The organism is Achromobacter sp. ESBL13 (assembly GCF_036668755.1).
GTDB lineage: Bacteria > Pseudomonadota > Gammaproteobacteria > Burkholderiales > Burkholderiaceae_B > Achromobacter.
This window is the reverse complement of record NZ_JAZEVT010000006.1, coordinates 289101-309348: the sequence shown is the minus strand read 5'-3', so window position 1 is coordinate 309348 and position 20248 is coordinate 289101. Positions and strand designations below refer to the sequence as shown.

Below are 20248 nucleotides of genomic sequence, written 5' to 3'. Positions count from 1 at the left end.
CCTAACGATACGCCTTATTTGCGCGGGGCCTTCAGGGCCTCGTGGTAGCGTGCCACGTAGGTGGCGAAGTCCACCGTGTCCGACTGCTCGATGCGCTGCTGCTCTTCGGTGGATTGCGTTGCCGCCTGTTGATACGCGGCGGCCAGGTCCGAGGGCAGGGCTTGTCCGCGCAGCGTATCCGCATGCTTGCGGCTTTGCGCCAGCGAGTAGTCGTGAAACGACAGGCCGCTTTGCGTCAACGACTGCAACAGACGCGCGGACGGCGTGGCGTCGGGCTGGTCCAGCTTGACGCGTTGCGCAGCCAGCGCATCGGCGTAGGCGGTGCCGCCCAGGGCCGAATCAAACAGCGCGGCGTACGGCGCAATCTGGTCCAGCAATTCGTGGCCCCATTCTTTCAGCGCCACCGGCTTGCCTTCGCGGTCCAGCATCAGGCCAGGCTTGCGGCCTTCTTTGACGACGGTCGAAAAGTTGTCGGCGCTGCGCTGACAGTAGCCGTTGGCGGGGAAGAACGGGCTGTCGGACGCGGTGCAGAACAGCAGGAACGCGTCGACAAAGCGGCTGGTATCGGCGTCGATGCCCACCGGCGATTCGGGGTCGATATCCAGGCAGCGCACTTCCACATATTGCACGCCGCGTTCCGCCAGGGCGGTGATGGGGCGTTCGCAGCGCCCCGTGGCGCGCTTGGGGCGGATGCTGGAGTAGTACTCGTTTTCGATCTGAAGCACGTTGGTGTTCAGCTGGATCCATTCGCCATTGCGATGCGTGCCGATCTTTTCGTAGTCGGGCCACGTTTGCGTCACGGCGTCGTACAAACGGCCAAGGAACGTGTCCAGGTCGTTGTAGCAAAGCTTGAGCTGCGACTGCGCCTTGTTCTGGTAGCCCAGGTCGCTCATGCGCAGGCTGGTGGCATAGGGCAGGTACAGCGTGTGGTCGCCCAGGCGTTCCAGCGGGTGGTCATGGCCACGCAGAAAGTCGCTGGACAGCGCTGGCGCCGCGCCAAACAGGTACATCAGCAGCCAGGAATGGCGCGTGAAGTTCCGGATCAGCCCGATGTAGCCGCGCGAACGGCGGTCTTGCGCGGACCCGGCCTGCGTGTCCAGCACGGACCACAGGTCTTCGGACAGCGAGAAGTTGTAGTGCACGCCCGCAATGCATTGCATCGTCTTGCCGTAGCGCTCGGCCAAGCCGCGGCGATACACGTGTTTGAGCATGCCTGTGTTGGACTTACCGTACCAGGCGATAGGGATGTCGGCTTCGGCCGGCAGCGTGGCCGGCATGGACTGGTTCCAGATCAGCTCGTGATCCAGCACGCTGTACACGTGGCGATGGGTGTTGGTGAGCTCGGCCAGCAGCGCATCGACGTCGGTGTGCGTGCCGGTGATCAGCTCAAGCAGCGATTCGGAGTAATCGGTGGTGACGTGTTCATTGGTCAGCGCCGAACCCAGGCCGGCCGGGTGGGGCGTGCGCGACAAAATGCCCTGCTCGTCCACGCGCAGGCCTTCTTTTTCAATGCCTCGCAACGTCTGGGTCAGCAGCGAGCGGTTGGCCTCTAGGCGGGAGAGGCGGTTGGCGGCGGTATCAGTCACGGATTCTTCTCGTTGGGGTCTGTCGCGGGATTTTACGGGGTGCCGGCCTCCTGTGCCGAGGGAGTCAGTACTGGGGGCAGGGACAATGCCTGCGCCGTGCGCGCCAGCCATTCGTCCAGGTCAGCATAAACCGGATCGGAAATAGGGGCCGTTTCATTGAAAATTTCGTGCCAGGCGGTGTCGTACCAGCGCAGGGTCAGCAATTGCGCGGGTGCGCGCTGGGCGAATTGGCGGCTGCCTTCGGCGGCCACGATGGAATCATCGCCCGCCACCATCAGCAGGGTGCGGCAGGGCAGAAGATCGGCTTCGCGCAGCGATTCCCGGCCCCCTTCGTCGACAAAACGGGCCAGCCGGCCGGTCATGCGCCGGCGCACCAGGGGGTCGGACCGGTAGGCTTTGACGACGGCCCGGTCGTGCGAGATGCGGGCGGGCGCCAGGCCATGGGGCACGCGCAAGTCTGGCGCATGCAGCGACATCCAGGTAAGTGTGCGGCGCACCCACATCGGCACGTTCACGACAAAAGGCGGCGAGCTGAGCACCAGCGCGTCCAGCTCGGCCAGGCGGCGCAGGGCGATGCGCACGGCCACCAGCGCGCCCAGGCTGTGGGCCAGCACGATGGGCGGGCGGCCTTGCAGGGCGGTCCAGGCGCGGAGGCGGTCAACCGCGTCCACGACCAGGTCGTCCTGATGGGCCAGGGTGGCGGCCGGGCCGCCGGAACGACCATGGCCGCGGTGATCGTGCGCGCCCACGGTCCAGCCGCGCGCGGCCAGCCAGCGGGCCAGGCGGTCATAGCGGCCGGCGTGTTCGCTCAGGCCGTGCATCAGGTACACGCTGGGCGTGCCCGGCCCCGTGACGGGGGGCGGCACATTGGGCGCGGCGGGCCAAAGATAGTTGGCCAATGGCGTGCCGTCGGGCGCGGGGGTGATGGAAATCGGCGACAATTTCAGCATTCCTCGAAATGAATGGGCCGTCGGGTCTACGGTAATGACGATTTCATCGCTGTTTCGTTTCATGTTCAAGAAAGCCGGCCTGATTGTGGGGTTGGCTTTGTTGGTTGCCGCCTGCTCGCCCCGTTACAACTGGCGCGAAGTGGACGTGGCCGACGGCCACGTGCGCGCGGCATTCCCCGACCGGGTCTCGACCGACAGCCGGGACCTGCCCCTGGACACCCATACCCTGCGTTTTACCTTGTCGAGCGCGACCGTGGGCGAGGCCGTGTTCGCCGTGGGCTCGGCGCCGCTGCCGCCGGACATTGCCGCGGACCCGGCCGCCAAGCAGGCGCTGGGCATGGCGTTGATGCGTTCGCTGTACACGAATATGCAGGCCCCGCCGCCCACGGAATGGCCGGCGTATGGGCAGGACATCGAAGTGCACGGCAAGGCCATGGGCAAGCCGGGCTGGCTTGTAGCCAAGGTGTGGGTCACCGACACCATGCTGATCGAGGCCGTGGCCGCCGGCACCCAGGAAAGCCTGCCCGCCGAACGCGCGCGCGAATTCCTGAGGTCGGTGGTGGTGAATCCCGGCAAGCCGGGCCCGGCCAACCCGGTTACTCGATGACGCTGTCCAGCAGCCCGTGGCGCAGGGCCACCACCACGGCCGTGCGGCGCCCGCGCACGCCCAGCTTGGTGCAGGCGTTGCGCAAATGGAAATTCACGGTGCTTTCCGCGACGTCCAGGATACGGCTGGTTTCCCAGCTGGTCTTGCCGGCAGCTGCCCAATACAGGCACGCCGCCTGGCGGTCGGACAGCGCTTTGTAGGGGGGCAGCTTGCCCAGCGAGTGCATCGCGGGCACGGGTGGCCCCAATGATGACAATGGCCCGCCGCGCTGGGCCAAGTCCGGATGGAAGGCGCACAAGCGTTGGAATGCGGATGATCCTCGGAGCGCGGCGAAGCGAAGCGGTGCGGTCATGGTGGCCCGGGGGCAGTGCGCCCTGTAGTGAAGTTGCTGCATGCTGCGGCCCGCGCCGCCGCCTAGCAAGCATTGATGCTTTCGCGCATTGATCCACTTATCTTTGACGGAATAGTTGTATGTTGGCCATCGCCCAGTTCTACCTGTCAGCCATCGTGCTGATGCTGCCCTTGCTGTGTTGCGTGGGCATCGGGGTGCTGTGGGGCAAGCGCGATATCCCCTTTGGCGGCGCGTTCATCACCACGCTGGTGACGTCCGTGACCACGCCGGCGCTGGTGTTCCATACCTTTGTCACGACGCACCTGGATGACCGCGCGCTGGCGGATGTGGCCATGGCCACTGTCGCGGCGTTGCTGCTGTGCGCGCTGGTCGGCGCGCTGCTGCTGAAAATGTGGAAGCTGCCGGTGCGCACGTTGCTGCCGACGGCCAGCCTGCCGAACGCCGGCAACCTGGGCCTGCCCATTTCTCAATTGGCCTTCGGCGACGCGGGGCTGTCGGTGGCGGTGGCGTTCTTCGCGGTCAACTCGTTCGTCATGCACACCGTTGCCGTGCGGCTGTTGCCGGGCGTCAATACCAAGGGCAGTTGGAAAAGCCCCATTCTGCTGGCTTCGGTGGTGGCGGTGGCATTGCGGCTACTGCATGTGCCGGTGCCGGCCTGGGTCATCGACACCGCCCACATGCTGGGCGCGGTGACCGTGCCGCTGATGCTGTTGAGCCTGGGCCACGCGTTGGCCCTGATCCCGTCCAACGGCCTGCGTGACGGCGCCAAGGTGGCGGCGATACGGCTGGTGGTGGGCCTGGCGGCGGGGCTGGCGGTGGTGTGGGCGCTGGACCTGGAACCCGTGCTGGCCGGCGCGCTGACCTTGCAGATGGCCATGCCGTGCGCCGTGGTCAGCTACATGTACGCCAAGCGCTACACCACGCTGGGCGACACGGCGGCGGGCGCCGTGCTGGTGTCGACCGTGGTGTTCCTGCTGCTGGCGCCGCTGATGCTCTGGTTCACCCACGGCGCCTGACGACGCAATACCCGCCGGGCCGTCAGGCCACGCCGGCCATGTCACGCAGTTGCGCCATCAGCGCGTCCGGAACGTCCACGCCGTGCTTGATGGCTTCGTCGCGCAACTTCCTGCGGCGGCCTCCCGGCAGGCGCACGCCGTCATCTTCCAGCATGGCGTCCACCAGCGTTTCCACGCGTTCCAGATAGGCGTTGTTGCCCGCCAGCGCGCCGGGGTCGATCGCCATGAAAGCCTGGCCCAGCCGCGCCGGGCCGCCGGCATCGACGAAGAACGATTCGGTTTCGAAACCGAAGTGCGCGCCCGTCAAGGCGCACGCCAGCAATTCAACGATCAGCGCCAGCATTGCGCCCTTGACGCCACCCGCGGGCAGCATGCTGCCGGCCAGCCCGGCCTTCGGATCGGTGGTGGGTTCGCCATTGGCGTCCAGCGCCCAGCCCAGCGGAATGGGCTGGTTGTCGCGCGCGGCAATCATCAGCTTGCCGCGCGCCACTTGCGACAGCGACAGGTCGATGACCAGGCGGGCGCCATTGCGGCGGGGGAAGATGGCGGCGATGGGGTTGGTGCCGAACAGCGGCCGCTTACCGCCCCAGGCGGGCATGGCCGCCGGCGAATTGCTCAACGCCAACGCCACCAGACCGGCGTCCGCCAGTGCTTCCAGGTGGTAGGCCGCTTCGCCAAAATGGTGGCTGTTGGCCACGCCGATGAAGGCGATGCCGTGTTCGCGGGCGCGCCGCGCCGCTTGTTCGACGGCCATCGCGCAGGCTGGAAACGCCAGCCCCGAACCCGCGTCGATCAGCGCCGCGCCGCCGCGTTCGTGCACGATGCGCGGCACGGCCGAGCCGATGGCGCGCCCCGCGCGCAAATGCCCCGCGTAGAACGGCACGCGCGACAGGCCGTGCGAGCTGATGCCCTGGCTTTCCGCGAAAACCAGGGCGCGCGCGGTGCTGTCGGCCATGGCCGGGTTGGCGCCCGCGGCGGCCAGCGCGGCGGCGGCCAGGTGTTGCAGTTCGTCCAGATAGATGTGAGCCATATCCTTCCTGTCAGAGGGGCGATTCACGCGCCCGCGCAAAAAAGCCGGGAAGGGGATGTCGCCGATAAAACGCATTTTCGCACCAGGCCGGCGCCCTTGCAGCATCTGCCGGCAATGCTAGAATTCCTGTCGCTGCACCCAATGCAGCATCCATATTTCGGCGCCGATTTGCCTGATCCGCTTGCGGGCGCCTTCCAATAAATCCAGCTAAAGAGGTCCGTATGACCACTCCTGCCCAACATTTGGCCGGTGCTCTGGCCGCTGATCCGGCCAGCGGGTTTGTTCCCGCCACCGTCACGACTTCCGACACCGTTGATCCCGGTTCCGTCGGCCTGGTCGCACCCATCTTCATCCACTTCGATGAACCGCTGCCGTTGCTCAGCGGCCAGTCGCTGGCGGCCTACGAACTTGCCGTGGAAACCTACGGCACGCTCAATGCGCAGCGCACCAACGCCGTGCTGATCTGCCACGCGCTGAACGCGTCGCACCACGTCGCCGGGCAAGCGGCCGACAACCCCGGCGATGTGGGTTGGTGGGACAACATGGTCGGGCCCGGCAAGCCGGTGGACACCAATATCTACTTCGTCATCGGCGTCAACAACCTGGGCTCGTGCTTCGGTTCGACCGGGCCGGCCAGCATCAATCCGGCCACGGGCAAGCCCTGGGGCGCGGCGTTTCCGGTGCTGACGGTAGAAGACTGGGTGCGCGCCCAGGCCCGCGTGGCCGACCACTTCGGCATCGAACGCTTTGCCGCCGTGATGGGCGGATCGCTGGGCGGCATGCAGGCGCTCAGCTGGGCCATCACCTTGCCCGACCGCGTGGCCAACTGCGTGGTGATTGCCAGCACGCCGCGTTTGTCGGCGCAGAACATCGGCTTTAACGAAGTGGCGCGCCGCGCCATCATCACCGACCCGGACTTCCACGGCGGCGACTACTACGCCGAAGACACGGTGCCGCGCCGGGGCTTGTCGGTGGCGCGCATGATCGGCCACATCACCTACCTGTCCGATGACGACATGGCCGAGAAATTCGGCCGCGCCCAACGTGCGCCGGCCGAGAACGGCGCCTACCATTACGGCTACGACGTCGAATTCGAAGTGGAGTCTTACCTGCGTTATCAGGGCGAGAAGTTCACCCGTTATTTCGACGCCAATACCTATCTGCTGATCACGCGCGCGCTAGATTATTTCGACCCGGCCCGCACCACGGGCGGCGACCTGGCGCGCGCGCTGGCGCCTGCCAAGGCCGACTTCCTGCTGGTGTCGTTTTCGACCGATTGGCGCTTCCCGCCCGAGCGTTCACGCGAAATCGTGCGCGCGCTGCTCAAGAACGCCAGCCCCGTCACCTACGCCGAAATCGATGCGCCGCACGGGCACGACGCCTTCCTGCTGGAAGACGCCCGCTATCACGCGGTGGTCCGTGGCTACTACGAACGCATCGCGCGCGAACTCGGCCTGACCCCCGACGCCGCGCAGACCGAAGGACGCTCCGAATGAATCCCGTAAGCCCCCGCTATGCCCATGCCGCACTGCGGCCTGACCTGGCGCGCATCGCCGGCTGGATCGAACCCGGCAGCCGCGTCCTGGACCTGGGCTGCGGCGACGGCGCGCTGCTGGCGCACTTGCGCGACCACCGTCAGGTGCGCGGCGCGGGCGTTGAGCTCGACGACACCTGCGTGATCGCGTGCGTGCGGCGCGGGGTGGAAGTCATCCAGCAGAACCTGGAAGACGGGCTGGCGCTGTTTGACGACAAACAGTTCGATACGGTGGTGCTGTCGCAGACCTTGCAGTCCATGCACCGCACCGAACACATCCTGCGTGAAATGGCGCGCGTGGCGCGTCACGGCATCGTGTCGTTTCCCAACTTCGGCTACTGGCCGCACGGTTGGGCCATCTTGCGTGGGCGCATGCCGGTCACCGGTCAGATGCCCTATCAGTGGTACAACACGCCGAACATCCACCTGTGCACCCTGCGCGACTTCGAACAACTGGCCGGCGAACTGAATCTGCGCATTCTTGAACGCGCCACGTTCAACGAGGGCCACGAGGTCAAGCTCTTTCCCAGCTGGCGCAGCACGCTTGCGGTGTACCGTTTTGCCACGCCCTGACATTCCGACACCGATCCTCCTGACGGCGCGCGGCAACAGGCCCTAAAATGCCGCAAGCCCGCGACGCAACGCCTGTTGCGCCGTGCGGCGCGTTTCAGGAGACCGTCATCACCGCTGTATCCAACGTCTATACCAGCCCCCGCGTGGCCCCCTTGCTGGTCCTGGGCTTTGCCAGCGGACTGCCCTTGGCGCTGACCGGCGGTACCTTGCAGGCCTGGGCCACCGTCGAAAACGTGCCGCTGCAGGAAATCGGTTTTCTTACGCTGGTGGGCACCGCCTACACCCTCAAGTTTCTGTGGGCTCCCTTCGTAGACCGCTATGTGCCGCCGCTGCTCGGCCGGCGGCGCGGCTGGATGCTGGTAACGCAGCTGTTGCTGGCCATCACCATCATGGCGATGGGCGCGCTGTCGCCGTCCAGCGCCTTGATGCCGCTGGCCTTGCTGGCGGTGGTGGTCGCTTTCTTGTCCGCCACGCAGGACATCGCGTTCGACGCCTATTGCACGGACGTGCTGCGCAAGGAAGAACGGGGCGCCGGCGCCGCCGTGAAGGTGATGGGCTACCGGCTGGCGATGATCGCATCCGGTGGGCTGGCGCTGATCCTGGCGGACCAATGGATCGGCTGGGGCTACACCTATGTGCTGATGGGCGCGCTGATGCTGCTGTGCGCCGTGGCCACGCTGCTGGCGCCCGAACCCGAGCACGTCGCCCACGCGCCCCGCACGTTGGGCGCGGCCATTGGCGAACCCCTGCACGAATTCTTCACGCGGCGTGGCGCGCTGGCGATCCTGCTGCTGATCGTGCTGTACAAGCTGGGCGACGCGTTCGCGGGCGCGCTGTCCACCACCTTCCTGATCCGGGGCGCGGGCTTCACGCCGACCGAGGTCGGCACCGTGAACAAGGTGCTGGGCCTGGCGGCCACCATCGTGGGGGCGCTGGCGGGCGGGTCGCTGATGGCGCGTTGGGGCTTGTATCGGTCGCTGATGGCCTTCGGGCTGTTGCAGGCGGTGTCGAACCTGGCGTATTGGCTGATTGCGGTCAGCCCCAAGAATCTGTCGCTGATGGCTGCCGGCGTGGGCATTGAAAACCTGTGCGGCGGGCTGGGGACGGCTTCGTTCGTGGGCTTGTTGATGGCGCTGTGCCAACGCCGGTTTTCGGCCACCCAGTTTGCATTGCTGTCGGCGCTGTCGGCCGTCGGCCGTACCTATCTGGCGGGGCCCCTGACTCCGCCGCTGGTCGAGCGCCTGGACTGGCCGGGGTTTTTCCTGCTGACGGTGCTGATCGCGCTGCCGGGGCTCGTGCTGCTGCATAGGCTGCGCGGCACGATCGACACGATGGAAAAGCAGGGCGAACAGGCCTGAGGGCGGGGGCTCGGCGCATAAAAAAGGCGGCGCACCAGGCGCCGCCTTTTTATTGTCGACCGCGCGTTTGCGTCAGTCTTCGTCGTGCAGGCGGACGATCAGCACGTCGCTGGGCAACGATTCCAGCAGGCGTTCGGCCACGCTGCCGATGGCGGTGCGCAGGATGCCCGTGCGGCCGTGCGTGCCGGTCACGACCAGGTCAGAGCGATGGTGGAAGGAATATTCCGACAAGACCGTTTCGGGCTGGCCGGCTTCCAGCACCACCTTGGGCGGCGTCAGCCCCGCCAGTTCCGGCGTGCTGGCCGTGAATTCCCGCGCGCTTTGCTCGGCTTCCTGGTGAAAGCTGCGCGAGACGGCGTCTTCAGGCGTGTTCTTGCCCTGAAACGGCACGTCGTAGGCGTGGAACAGCGTCAGGTTGGCGTTTGGCGCCAATTGCAGCGCCGCGCGCAACGCATGGCGCGAGCCATCGGAAAAGTCGGTGGCGACCAGCACGTCGCGATACGGCCGACGCGGCCGGGTCTTGACCACCAGCACCGGTTGGCGCGCCTGGCGCACCAGTTTTTCGACGGTGGTTCCCAACAGCAGCCGGCCCAGCGTTTCGTCGCGGGCAGTGCCGGTGACGATCAGCGAGCAGCCGAAACTGTCCGCGGTTTCGGTGATGTGCGCCAGCGGATCACCCGACACCACCACCACTTCGGTGGGGACATCGGCCGCGGCCAGATCCTCCGCCAGCTCGCGTTCGGCCAGCGCCTTGTGGTCGCTGGACAACCGCCGCCAGACCGGGGTGGTCAGGCGCGCCGACGTGGCGTGGTTTTCCATGACGTGCAACACGATCAGTTTGGTGCCCAGTTCCTTGGTCAGCTGCAAGGCGCGGTCCAGGGCGCGATCGCCGCGCGCGCTCAGGTCCGTGGCCAACAGGATGGGGCCGATTTGCTGTGTCATACGCTATCTCCCGGTTGTAGCCAGAGTGGCGACTCCCGCGTCCGCCAGCCTGGCAGGTACCTCCCTTGCGGGGGCAATGCCCCATTGTCTCGCCGCGACGCGGACTGGGGATTGATCGATATCAACGCACGGTCCAGCGTAAGCGATGAGGTCCAGAGCCGCAATGGCCGCTTGCGCCGGGTCAGGCTCAATACAATGGGCGGGTTCCATCACCGGCTTTCTTGATTATTCCCCCATGCTTTCCGACATTTCCCCCTTGTTGCTGCACACGTTGTACCTGGTCGCCATCGTGGCCGAGGCCATGACCGCGGCGTTGTCGGCCGGGCGCCGCGACATGGACTGGATGGGGGTGTGCATCATTGCGTGCGTGACGGCGCTGGGCGGCGGATCGCTGCGCGACGTCTTGCTGGGGCATTACCCGCTTACCTGGGTCATCCACCCGGAATACCTGTGGATGACCGGCGGCGCGGCGATTCTGACGGCCTTGATCGCGCCGGTGATGCGGCGCTTGCGCAGCCTGTTCCTGCTGGCTGACGCGCTGGGGCTGGTGGCGTTCACCGTGATCGGCTGCCAGGTGGCGCAGATGATGCAGTTGCCGATCACGGTCGTGCTGATCAGCGGCATGATCACCGGCTGCGCGGGCGGGGTGCTGCGCGACGTGCTCTGCAACGAGGTGCCGCTGCTGTTTCGCAAGGAGCTTTACGCCAGCGTGTCCGTGGTGACGGGGGCGCTGTATCTGGGCGGGCAGTCGTTGGGCCTGTCGGCCAACGCGGCCGTGCCGCTGGCGCTGGCCGCCGGTCTGGCCTTGCGGCTGCTGGCATTGCGCTTTAACTGGCAGATGCCCAAGTTCGTGTATCGCGACGACTGGGACTGAGCTTGCCGCAGCGCTCCCCGTATTACTTGCCGGGGGCCGCGCCGGCCCTCTGCAACAATTTTCTTATTTGTGTTTCAATAAATTTCTAGTATCTTTCGGTCTCTCAACACATGCCTCGGGCAGTTCAAGGGGAGCCGATTGGACGTTAAAGCGCCCGCCACGATTCCGTATTTCCTGCAGGAACAGATTCGTGACTTGATAGTGGACGGCACTATCCGGCCCGGCCAGCCCTTGCGCGAGCAAGAGCTTGAGCAGCGGTTCGGCACCAGCCGCAGCCCCATCCGCGAAGCCCTGCGGCTGTTGGAACTGAGCGGCCTGGTCACGCATATTCAACGCAAGGGCTTTCGCGCCACGCTCTATACCGAAACGCAGATCCGGCATCTGTACGGGTTGCGCGCCGAACTTGAAGCCTATTGCCTGCGGCAGCTGGCCGACATGGACGACCTGGCGCCGCTGGTGGCCGAACTGCGCAGCTACGACGAGGCTATTGCCGCGTCGATGGCCAAGCAAGACGCGCGCGCCTGCATCGCCGCCGCTAGCGAGTTCTATCTGGCTTGCGCCCGCTACACCGGCAACACGCCGCTGACCAGCATGTTGAGCAAGCTTTACGAACAAGTCGAGCCGCTGCGATTCCTGCTGGCCCGGCGCTCGATGGAAGACCACGCCATCCAGTCGTACACACACGGCATCACGCTGGCGCTGGCCAACCGCGACGTGGACCGCGCGGCCCAGCTGACGCGCACCTACGTGCACGAAGTGCTGCCCAGCATTGTCCAGGCGTATCTCGAAGCCGCCGAACAGGCCGCGCTCGAGGCAAACCCGCGATACCGCGCGTAGCCGCATCCCGGTCACGGCGGGCAGGCGCCCGCTTGCCCTGGCGCGCGGCAACCAGCCTGTCAGGCCGGCCCCGCGCGTGCGTTCGGATTACTTGGCGAACAGCGAATCCATGTTCTTGAACGCCTTGAATTCCAGGGCGTTGCCCGACGGATCCAGGAAGAACATCGTGGCTTGTTCGCCGACTTCGCCCTTGAAGCGGATGTACGGCTCGATGACGAATTCTGTGCCCGCGTCGATCAGGCGCTTGGACATGGCTTCCCACTGTTCCATCGACAACACCGCACCAAAATGGCGGACCGGCACGTTGTGCGAATCCACGGCGCTGGTCGCGTTGTGGCCGCATTCGCTGGGGGCCAGGTGGGCAACGATCTGGTGGCCGTAAAAGTTGAAGTCGATCCATTCGGGCGAGCTACGGCCTTCCGGACAGCCCAGTTTTTCGCCGTAGAAGGCGCGGGCTTCGGCCAGGTCGCGGACCGGAAAGGCCAGGTGGAACGGCGGCAGGTTGGTTTGGGCGGTCATGAAAACTCCGGGGTCATTCAAAAAGGTCGGACTGCGGATCCCGCAGGGTGCAGCGTGCTGTGTTTAGCACCAGCGCCTAGTTTAGGTATTGTTTTTTTGATTGAAAAACGATATTTTTTGTGCCTTAGGCCAAAAAAAATTGATTGTTCATGATCAAGGAATTCAAGACCTTCATCGCCGTCGCACGGGATGGCACCTTCACCGGCGCCGGCACGCACCTGGGGCTGACGCAGTCCGCCGTCAGCGCCCAGATCAAGCGGCTGGAGGAATATTTGGGGGTGGCGTTATTCGATCGGGGTGCGCGTGCGGCCGTGCTGAACGCCCATGGCCGCGAAATGTTGCCGCAGGCCGAAGAACTGGTGGCCATGGCCGAACGCCTGGTCACCACGGCGGGGGCGGGGCAGGTCAGCGGGTCATTGCGCATTGGCGCCATCGCCTCGGTGCAGCACGATTTGCTGGTGGACGCGCTGGGCCGCTTTCGCGCGGTGTATCCCGATGTGCGAGTGCGCATCGTGCCCGGCGTGTCGCTGTCCCTGCTGGGGCAGGTGGACGCGGGTGAGGTCGACATGGCGGTGCTGATCCGTCCGCCCTTCGCCTTGCCGCCCGAGCTGGGTTGGCAGCGGCTGCTGAGCGAGCCCGTGGTGCTGGCCATGCCCCAGGCCATGCCGCTGGCGCCCTGGCGCGATGTGCTGGCCACCCAGCCGTTCATTCGCTACGACCGGGCGTCGTTCGGCGGGCGCGTGGTGGATATTTTTCTAAAGAAACATCGCATCAACGTACACGAGGCCGTCGAGCTGGATGAAATAGACGCCATCGCCAACCTGGTGCGGCACGGGCTGGGCGTGGCGCTGTTGCCGCAATTGCGTGGGCTGGATCTGGCGGGCTTGCGGCTGGTGCCCTTGGGAGAGCACGCGTTTCACCGGGATATCGGCATCATCGGCCGCCTGCCGTTCGACAATGGCAGCGTGCGCGAGAAAATGGCGGAATGCCTGGTTGCGGCGGCGCTGACCGAAACACAGCCACAGCCACAGCCACAGCCACGATCCTGAGCGCGCAATAAAAAAGCGCGTGGCGCGATCCGCGCGCTTTGCGGATCGCGCCACGCGCCTGTCGGCCTTGACTGCGTTACAGCCGGTCGCAGCGAACCGTGATGGGATGGCTGCGCAACGTCGTCATGACGATGTCATCCACCTGACCTTCCACGTCGGTAATCACGTAGCCGATCTGGCCCTTGGTTTGCAGCGTCTGGCTGACGATGTTCAGCCCATGCTGCGCCATCAGGTTGTCCAGCGTGCCCAACGCGCCCGGCGCGTTGCGGTGCACGTGCAGGATGCGCGTGGCGCCGGCCGGTTCCAGGTACGGCAGTTCGGGGAAGTTGACCGCGCCCTTGGTGGTGCCGGCTTGCAGGAAACGCACCAGCTTTTCAGCCACTTCGCGGCCGATGTTCTCTTGCGATTCCTGCGTGCTGCCGCCGATGTGCGGGGTCAGGATGACGTTGGGCATGCCGATCAGCGGGCTGGCCAGGGGCTCGTCGGCGCTCTTGGGTTCGGTCGGGAAGACGTCCAGCGCCGCGCCCGCCAGATGGCCGGACTTCAGTGCCGCGTGCAGCGCGTCGATGTCCACCACCGCGCCGCGCGAGGCGTTGATCAGGATGGACCCGCGACGCATGCGCGCGATGGTTTCCGCGTTCATGATGTTCTCGGTCGACTTGCCGCCCGGCACGTGCAGGGTGACGACGTCGGCCTGTTCCAGCAGCTCGTTCAGCGTGCCGGCCGGGCGCGCGTTGCCCAGCGGCAGCTTGGCTTCCACGTCGTGATACACGACGCGCATGCCCAGGCCTTCCGCCAGCGTGCTGATCTGCGAGCCGATGTTGCCGTAGCCCACGATGCCCAGCGTCTTGCCACGGGTTTCAAAGGCGCCGGCGGCGCTCTTGTCCCAATGGCCCAGATGCACGCGGGCGTTCTTTTCCGGAATCCGGCGCAACAGCAAAATGGCCTCGCCCAGCACCAGCTCGGCCACCGAGCGGGTGTTGGAAAACGGCGCGTTGAACACCGGGATGCCGCGTTGCATGGCCGCGTCCAGGTCGACCTGGTTGGTGCCGATGCAAAAGCAGCCCACCACGCGCAGGTCGGGGCTGGACAGCAGCGTGGCGTCCAGGTGCGTGCGAGAACGGATCCCCGCCACATGCGCGCCGCGCAGGGCGTCGCGCAGCTGCGACGCCGGCAATGCGGCGGCGTGCGTGACGATATCGGTGTAGCCGGCGGCTTCGAAGACCGCGCGGGCGCTCGGATGGATGTTCTCGAACAGGACGATTTTTGCCATGACTGCCAGGGGGGGGGTGAGAAGTGCGTTTTATTTATTGTGGCGCATTTTTGCTGCAGTGCAAGGAGTAGCCATTGGGACGGTGTGGATGAATTGTTTCAACGGTAGGTCTCGTACACCCGCGCGCCGCCTTGCTTGTCCACCAGCAGCACGTCGTGCGGGGTCTTGCGCCCGCCGTATTCGGGGCCGTCCATGCCGGGCGATCCCAGCGGCATGCCGGGGGCGGCCAAGCCCGCCGCGTCGGGCTTTTCCAGCAGCAGGCGGCGTATGTCACGTGCCGGCACATGGCCTTCGACCGCATAGCCGTCGACCATCGCGGTGTGGCACGACCCGTAGTCCGCCATGCCCGCGTTGCGGCGGATGGGGCCGGTGTCCTGCACATCGTGCGTGGCCACGGTAAAGCCGTTATCGCGCATGTGCTTGACCCAGTCTTCGCAACAGCCGCAGGTGGGCGTTTTCCAGACCTCGACCTTGACGGGGCCTTGGGCCATGACGAAGGTCGGCGCGCACAGCGCGGCGGCAAGAACCAGGCGAGTCAGGCGGGAAACGTTCATGATGCTCCGATCGGGTAAAGGAAAAAAGTGGGCGCTGTGACGGCGACTGTCACCGTGATGCGACGGCAGCGGCGTTGATGCGGCCACGGCCGTCAAAACCAGAATCGCACGCCGGCCATCAGCGCGGTTTGCGATCGGCTGGCGCCTGCGTCGGACGCGTAGCGCGCCGTCTGGCCGAACTTCCGGTCAAAGGATACGCCGATATACGGGGCGAATTCACGCGTGACTTCGTAGCGCAACCGGAACGACAGCGAGCCTTCGGCCAGCCCCGAACCGACGCCGCGCGCGGGGTCGGCCTTGCCGTACAGGCTGGCTTCGAGTTCGGGCGTGAAGATCAGCCGTTGGGTCAACAACAGGTCGTACTCCGCTTTTAGCGCCAGTGCCGTGCGACCCGATGCACCCACGTAGGCCGTGGTTTCCAGTTCGATGTTGTAGGGCAGCACGCCTTCAATGCCGATGGCGGCCCAGTTGCGCTTGGGGCCGGTGCCGATGTCGCGGCGAGCGCCTAGTTGCAGGTCCCAGAACGGCGAGACGGCGTGGCTCCAGAACGCTTCAACTTTCCCGTCCGAGCCCTCGCCGTTCTCGCGTTCGCCTTCCGATTTGACCAGCAGCCGGTCGGTGGCCGTGCCGAACCAGAAGCGCCCGTCCCATTGCAGCGCGTTCTGGCCATCACGGTTGTGCGACACGCCGAATTTGTCGAACAGCACCTGCCAGGCGGGCATGTCGTCCATCATGTGCGGATGTATGCCGTAGCTGTCGTAGCCGCGCTCGGCCGCGCCATCGCTGGTAGGCAGGCTGCCCACCGGCGGCGCGGCGGGGGGCGTCGGGGCGGCTTGGGGAGGGCCGTCATGCCCCATGTCACCATGGTCCATGTTGGCGTGATCCGTTGCGGCGGGGGCAGGCGCTTGGGCCGCGCCGTGACGCATGCCGGAATGGTCCATCGCGCCGTGATCCATCGCGCCATGATCGACGCCGGCGGGCTGGGCGGACGCGGCCGCCGTGGCCAGCGTCATCGTCAGGGCGCACAGGGCCATCAAAGAGGTAAGGGGTTTCATCATTTACTCCACCACGACCGCTCTGAACATGCCGGCCTCCATGTGATACAGCAGGTGGCAGTGATACGCCCAATGTCCGCGCGCATCGGCGCTGACGCGGTAGCTCAGGCGCTGCGCGGGGTTCAGCGTGATGGTGTGCTTGCGCACCTGGAACGCACCGTCGGGCGATTCCAGATCGCTCCACAGGCCATGCAGGTGAATGGGGTGCGTCATCATCGTGTCGTTCACCAGCACGAAGCGCACGCGTTCCCCGTAGCGCAGCAGGATGGGTTTGGCGTCCGAGAACTTCACGCCGTTGAACGACCACATGTAGCGTTCCATGTTGCCCGTCAGGTGCAATTCGATTTCACGCGAGGGCTCGCGGTTGTCCTCGGGGGGATGCACCGAGTGCAGGTCCGCGTAGGTCAGCACGCGGCGGCCGTTGTCGCGCAAGCCCACGCCAGGGTCATCCAGGCGCGTGGACACCACGTCCGGCAACATGGAATTACCCACGCCGCGTTCCGTCGGGTACGGGTGCTTGACCGGCACCATGCTGCCTTGCGCGGATGGGGAACCGTGCGGCATGCCGTGCGACGTGCCATGCGACATGCCATGCGACGTGCCATGCGACATGCCCATATCCATCATCCCCAGCAGTTGCACGCGGTCCAGTTCCGGCACCTCGGCCTGCATGCCGGCGCGCGGCGCCAGGGTGGCGCGCGCATAGCCGGAGCGGTCCATGGCCTGCGAGAAAATCGTGTAGGCCCGCTCGTCCTTGGGTTCGACGATGACGTCATACGTTTCGGCCACGCCGATGCGGAATTCCTCGACGTCCACGGGCCGCACGTCCAGCCCATCGGCGGCCACCACCGTCATCTTCAAGCCCGGTATGCGCACATCGAAGTACGTCATTGCCGACCCATTGATGAAGCGCAGCCGCACGCGTTCGCCCGGCTTGAACAGGCCCGTCCAGTTGCCGGCCGGCGTCGCGCCGTTGGTCAGGAAAGTGTAGGTGGCGCCCGACACGTCGGCCAGGTCCGTCGGGTTCATGCGCATCTGTTCCCACATCAGACGCTCGGACAACGCGGCGCCCCAGCCGCGTTGTTGCGCATCGGCCGACAGGCTTTGCACGCTGGGCTGGATGCCGTTGTAGTAGTCGGGCATCACGCGCAGCTTGTTGAAGACACGCATCGGGTCTTCGTCTGTCCAGTCGGACAACAGCACCGTGTAGTCGCGGTCGCAGGCGACGGGGTCCGGATGGCGGGGGTCGATGACGATTGCGCCGTACAGGCCGGTCTGCTCTTGAAAGCCCGAGTGGCTGTGATACCAATACGTGCCGCTTTGGCGCACGGCAAAGCGGTAGGTGAAGGTCTGGCCGGGGTCGATGCCGTTAAAGCTCAGCCCCGGTACGCCGTCCATGTCCGAAGGCAGCAGAATCCCGTGCCAATGGATCGACGTTTGCTCATGCAGCCGGTTGGTCACATGCAGCGTGACGGTGTCGCCTTCGCGCCAGCGCAGAAGCGGCGCGGGCAGCTGGCCGTTGACGGTGGTGGCGATGCGGGCAGCGCCGGTGAAGTTCACCGGTGTTTCGCCGATTTCCAGATGGAATTCGGTGCCGCGCAGTTCGGCGGCAGCAGGGGGGGCGGCCAGCGCCGCGCGCCAGGCTCCCAGCGACGCCAAGGCGCCACCGGCGGCAAGGCCCTGTACGAAGCGGCGGCGCGAGACCGCCGCGCGGGGGGTGGCGAAGGGCGTGTCGTGGCCGATACGCGGCATAGCGTCTTTCACAAGAATCCTTGATGGAATGACCGTGATGACACTGTAGGAAGGCGGCGGTGACCCGATCCTGTCGCGTAGATTACGTTTTTGTAATGTTCGACGTCCCGCGCGGCGGATAGCGCTACGCCACGTCGTGCGGAAAATCGGACCGGAATGCCCCCGGTCCGCGCAGCGTGATGCCCACCACGGTGCCGCTGGCGTCCGACGTTGCGTCGACGTCGCCGCCGTGCATGCGGGCGATGGCGCGCACGATGGCCAGGCCCAAGCCATGGCCTTCGCTGCGCGGCGCGCGGCTGGCGCCCGACCGGAAGAATCGGTCGAAGATGCGGGGCAGGTCGGCGGCAGGAATCGGCGTGCCGGGGTTGCGCACTTCGACCCGCGCGCCGCCCGGCACGGCCGAACACAACACCACGATGTCGCCGCCGGCCGGCGTGGCTTTGATCGCGTTGGCGATCAGGTTGGCCAGCGCGCGGCGCACCAGCCCGGCGTTGGCCACCACCTTGGCATCGCCTTCGCAGCGCAGATGCACGCCTTGCTCTTCCAGCATCGCTTCGTAATAGTCCGCCACGCGGCGCGCTTCGGCGGCCAGCGATACCGGCGCCAGGTCGGCCGCCAGTTCGCCCCGGTCTGCGCGCGCCAGAAACAGCATGTCGTTGACCAGCGTCTTCAGGTCTTCCAGTTCTTCCAGATTGGACTCCAGCGCGTCGCGCAGCTCGGCGGCATCGCGGGGTGACGACAGCATGACCTGAGTGCCGTTGATCAGCGTGGCCAGCGGCGTGCGCAGCTCGTGCGCCACGTCGGCGTTAAAGCCTTCCATCTGCTGGTATGCCGCTTGCAGCCGCTCCAGCGTACGGTTGAACGATATGACCAGCTCGTGCAGTTCGCGATCGGTGTCGGCCAGCGGCAGGCGATGCGCCAGATTGTCGGGGCGGATGCGGGCGGCCTGCTCGGACAGGCGGCGCGTGGGCGCCATGCTGCGCCGCACGGCCCAGGCCGCCAGCACCACGGTGGCGCCGACCCACAGCGCGCAGATCAGCACCAGCGCCGTGCCGTAGGCATACAGAAATTGTGCGCTGGTGCGGGTGCTGACGGCCACCGTCAGCTGCGCGCCGGGCAGAATTCGGTCGTTCATGGCCACGCGCAGCCCGCGCATGCGGCCGCCATCGGCGCTTTGCAGAACGACTTGCCGGCCGTCCGCCGTTTCCAGGGTGTCGGGCGGGGGCCCGCCGTAGACGGCATGGCCTTGCGCGTCCACGATCCAGATGCCCAGCTGGCCCTGCCCGGCGCGCATCTCGTCGAAGGTGGCGGCCAGGTCGTGCAGGCCGCTGGCGCTGTTCTGCATGTCGATCAGGTGGTCGATCAGTTCAAGCTTGCCGCTGACCTCGGTGATTTCCTGGCGTTCCACTTCGCGCTTCAGCGCCCAGAACAAGGTCGCGCCCGCCAGGCTGGAAACCAGCAACGCGATGGCGCCCAGCAGCAACGTCAGTCGGGCCTGCATGGAGCGGATGCGGGGTGGCCGCGGGCGGGGCGGCGTCATGGAGGCGGCTTCATGGGGCGGCTTCATCGGCGCGGCCGCTCGGCAGCCCGCGTCATGCCGGCAGCGGGTGGCTGCGCGATTCCAGTACATAGCCCATGCCGCGCACCGTGTGCAGCAGCTTGGTGTCGTACGGGTCGTCCAGCTTGCTGCGCAGGCGGCGCACCGCGACGTCGATGACGTTGGTATCGCTGTCGAAATTCATGTCCCACACCTGTTCGGCCAGCGTGGTGCGCGACAGCACCTGGCCCTGGCGGCGCAGCAGCAGGGCCAGCAGGCTGAATTCCTTGGCGGTCAAATCCAGCCGGCGGCCGCCGCGTTGGGCGCGGCGGCTGGCCAGGTCCAGCTCCAGGTCGGCCAGCCGCAGCAGCGTGGGTTCTTGCGCACGGCCGCGGCGCAGGAGCGCCTGCACGCGCGCCAGCAACTCGGAAAAAGCAAAGGGCTTGACCAGGTAATCGTCGGCGCCGCCTTCCAGCCCGCGCACGCGATCTTCCACCGCGTCGCGCGCGGTCAGCATCAGGATGGGGGTGTTCTTGCGGGCGCGCACGGCGGCCAGGATGCCGAAGCCGTCCACGCCGGGCAGCATCACGTCCAGCACGATCAGGTCGTAGTCGCCTTCCAGCGCCAGATGCAGCCCATCCACGCCGTCGCGCGCCAGATCCACGACATGGGTCTGCTCCGACAAGCCCTTTTTCAGGTAGTCGGCCAGCTTGGGTTCGTCTTCGATGACCAGGATGCGCATGGCCGGGAATTTACCACCCGCGCGGGCAGCGGCGCGGCGACGGTGGCGTCGGCGATCCGACGCCCGCCGTGCGCGTCAACGCCGGGTCGTCAGCCCGGCGTCGGCGAC

The 20248-nt window shown here is 66.3% G+C and carries 20 protein-coding genes and 1 riboswitch; of the genes, 8 read left to right on the top strand and 12 right to left on the bottom strand.

What is annotated here, in order from left to right; genetic code table 11:
* Nucleotides 1-14: 14 nt before the first annotated feature.
* Both gshA and V6F88_RS22740 read right to left on the bottom strand, forming a co-directional pair.
* Nucleotides 15-1586 (bottom strand): glutamate--cysteine ligase, encoded by a 1572-nt coding sequence (gene gshA, locus V6F88_RS22745; RefSeq protein WP_332612421.1) that lies wholly within the window; start codon nt 1584-1586, stop codon nt 15-17.
* Between the two features lie 32 nt (nt 1587-1618).
* Nucleotides 1619-2527 (bottom strand): alpha/beta hydrolase, encoded by a 909-nt coding sequence (locus tag V6F88_RS22740; protein WP_082134598.1) that lies wholly within the window; start codon nt 2525-2527, stop codon nt 1619-1621.
* Between the two features lie 43 nt (nt 2528-2570).
* Between V6F88_RS22740 and V6F88_RS22735 the strand changes: the two genes are divergently transcribed.
* Nucleotides 2571-3143, top strand: coding sequence for a hypothetical protein (locus tag V6F88_RS22735; RefSeq protein WP_332612418.1), 573 nt, complete (start codon nt 2571-2573; stop codon nt 3141-3143).
* Here the strand turns inward: V6F88_RS22735 and V6F88_RS22730 are convergent.
* Nucleotides 3133-3369: a helix-turn-helix domain-containing protein gene (locus V6F88_RS22730; RefSeq protein ID WP_314365245.1), complete on the bottom strand. Its 237-nt coding sequence runs from the start codon at nt 3367-3369 to the stop codon at nt 3133-3135. The genes V6F88_RS22735 and V6F88_RS22730 overlap by 11 nt on opposite strands.
* A 245-nt stretch (nt 3370-3614) precedes the next feature.
* Between V6F88_RS22730 and V6F88_RS22725 the strand changes: the two genes are divergently transcribed.
* The gene (locus tag V6F88_RS22725; RefSeq protein ID WP_332612416.1) at nt 3615-4511 is read left to right on the top strand and encodes an AEC family transporter; all 897 of its coding nucleotides are present in this window, start codon (nt 3615-3617) and stop codon (nt 4509-4511) included.
* A 22-nt stretch (nt 4512-4533) separates the two neighbouring features.
* Here the strand turns inward: V6F88_RS22725 and V6F88_RS22720 are convergent, their stop codons facing one another.
* A complete protein-coding gene (locus V6F88_RS22720) occupies nt 4534-5541 on the bottom strand; it encodes an Ldh family oxidoreductase (protein WP_332612414.1) in 1008 nt (335 codons plus the stop codon).
* Nucleotides 5542-5691: 150 nt separating this feature from the next.
* A riboswitch (SAM riboswitch) is annotated at nt 5692-5773 on the top strand.
* Here V6F88_RS22720 and metX point away from each other — a divergent pair.
* The 3 genes from metX to V6F88_RS22705 all read left to right on the top strand — a co-directional run bounded on the left by metX (nt 5763) and on the right by V6F88_RS22705 (nt 9006).
* Nucleotides 5763-7037, top strand: coding sequence for a homoserine O-succinyltransferase MetX (gene metX / locus V6F88_RS22715; protein WP_332612413.1), 1275 nt, complete (start codon nt 5763-5765; stop codon nt 7035-7037). (Overlaps the previous riboswitch by 11 nt.)
* Nucleotides 7034-7648 carry a methionine biosynthesis protein MetW gene (gene metW / locus V6F88_RS22710; RefSeq protein ID WP_332612412.1) on the top strand — a complete coding sequence of 205 codons (615 nt, stop codon included), beginning with the start codon at nt 7034-7036 and terminating at the stop codon, nt 7646-7648. Before metX ends, metW begins: the two co-directional genes overlap by 4 nt.
* A 47-nt stretch (nt 7649-7695) precedes the next feature.
* A complete protein-coding gene (locus V6F88_RS22705) occupies nt 7696-9006 on the top strand; it encodes a muropeptide transporter (protein ID WP_332612410.1) in 1311 nt (436 codons plus the stop codon).
* A gap of 72 nt (nt 9007-9078) precedes the next feature.
* Here the strand turns inward: V6F88_RS22705 and V6F88_RS22700 are convergent, their stop codons facing one another.
* Nucleotides 9079-9948, bottom strand: a complete 870-nt coding sequence (locus V6F88_RS22700; RefSeq protein ID WP_332612409.1) for a universal stress protein — start codon at nt 9946-9948, stop codon at nt 9079-9081.
* A gap of 235 nt (nt 9949-10183) precedes the next feature.
* On the opposite strand from V6F88_RS22700, the gene V6F88_RS22695 reads away from it, so the two are divergent.
* Both V6F88_RS22695 and V6F88_RS22690 read left to right on the top strand, forming a co-directional pair.
* Complete coding sequence (locus tag V6F88_RS22695; protein WP_046806581.1) at nt 10184-10822, top strand: trimeric intracellular cation channel family protein; 639 nt, start codon at nt 10184-10186, stop codon at nt 10820-10822.
* 138 nt (nt 10823-10960) lie between these two features.
* Complete coding sequence (locus V6F88_RS22690) at nt 10961-11659, top strand: GntR family transcriptional regulator (RefSeq protein ID WP_332612407.1); 699 nt, start codon at nt 10961-10963, stop codon at nt 11657-11659.
* 87 nt (nt 11660-11746) lie between these two features.
* Here the strand turns inward: V6F88_RS22690 and V6F88_RS22685 are convergent, their stop codons facing one another.
* A complete protein-coding gene (locus V6F88_RS22685) occupies nt 11747-12178 on the bottom strand; it encodes a VOC family protein (protein ID WP_046806579.1) in 432 nt (143 codons plus the stop codon).
* Nucleotides 12179-12327: 149 nt separating this feature from the next.
* Here V6F88_RS22685 and V6F88_RS22680 point away from each other — a divergent pair, with 149 nt between their 5' ends.
* Nucleotides 12328-13227: a LysR substrate-binding domain-containing protein gene (locus tag V6F88_RS22680; RefSeq protein ID WP_332612405.1), complete on the top strand. Its 900-nt coding sequence runs from the start codon at nt 12328-12330 to the stop codon at nt 13225-13227.
* A 76-nt stretch (nt 13228-13303) separates the two neighbouring features.
* On the opposite strand, the gene serA is transcribed toward V6F88_RS22680, so the two are convergent.
* The 6 genes from serA to V6F88_RS22650 all read right to left on the bottom strand — a co-directional run bounded on the left by serA (nt 13304) and on the right by V6F88_RS22650 (nt 20140).
* On the bottom strand, nt 13304-14500 hold the full coding sequence (gene serA / locus V6F88_RS22675) for a phosphoglycerate dehydrogenase (protein WP_332612403.1): 1197 nt from the start codon (nt 14498-14500) through the stop codon (nt 13304-13306).
* A gap of 98 nt (nt 14501-14598) precedes the next feature.
* The gene (locus tag V6F88_RS22670) at nt 14599-15054 is read right to left on the bottom strand and encodes a DUF411 domain-containing protein (RefSeq protein ID WP_332612401.1); all 456 of its coding nucleotides are present in this window, start codon (nt 15052-15054) and stop codon (nt 14599-14601) included.
* A 92-nt stretch (nt 15055-15146) separates the two neighbouring features.
* Nucleotides 15147-16112 carry a copper resistance protein B gene (locus V6F88_RS22665; protein WP_442880376.1) on the bottom strand — a complete coding sequence of 322 codons (966 nt, stop codon included), beginning with the start codon at nt 16110-16112 and terminating at the stop codon, nt 15147-15149.
* The gene (locus tag V6F88_RS22660; protein WP_332612604.1) at nt 16113-17861 is read right to left on the bottom strand and encodes a copper resistance system multicopper oxidase; all 1749 of its coding nucleotides are present in this window, start codon (nt 17859-17861) and stop codon (nt 16113-16115) included.
* A 124-nt stretch (nt 17862-17985) separates the two neighbouring features.
* Nucleotides 17986-19362 carry a heavy metal sensor histidine kinase gene (locus V6F88_RS22655; RefSeq protein WP_332612399.1) on the bottom strand — a complete coding sequence of 459 codons (1377 nt, stop codon included), beginning with the start codon at nt 19360-19362 and terminating at the stop codon, nt 17986-17988.
* 91 nt (nt 19363-19453) lie between these two features.
* Entirely contained in the window at nt 19454-20140 is a 687-nt protein-coding gene (locus V6F88_RS22650) for a heavy metal response regulator transcription factor (protein ID WP_332612398.1), read from the bottom strand.
* Nucleotides 20141-20248 lie beyond the last annotated feature (108 nt).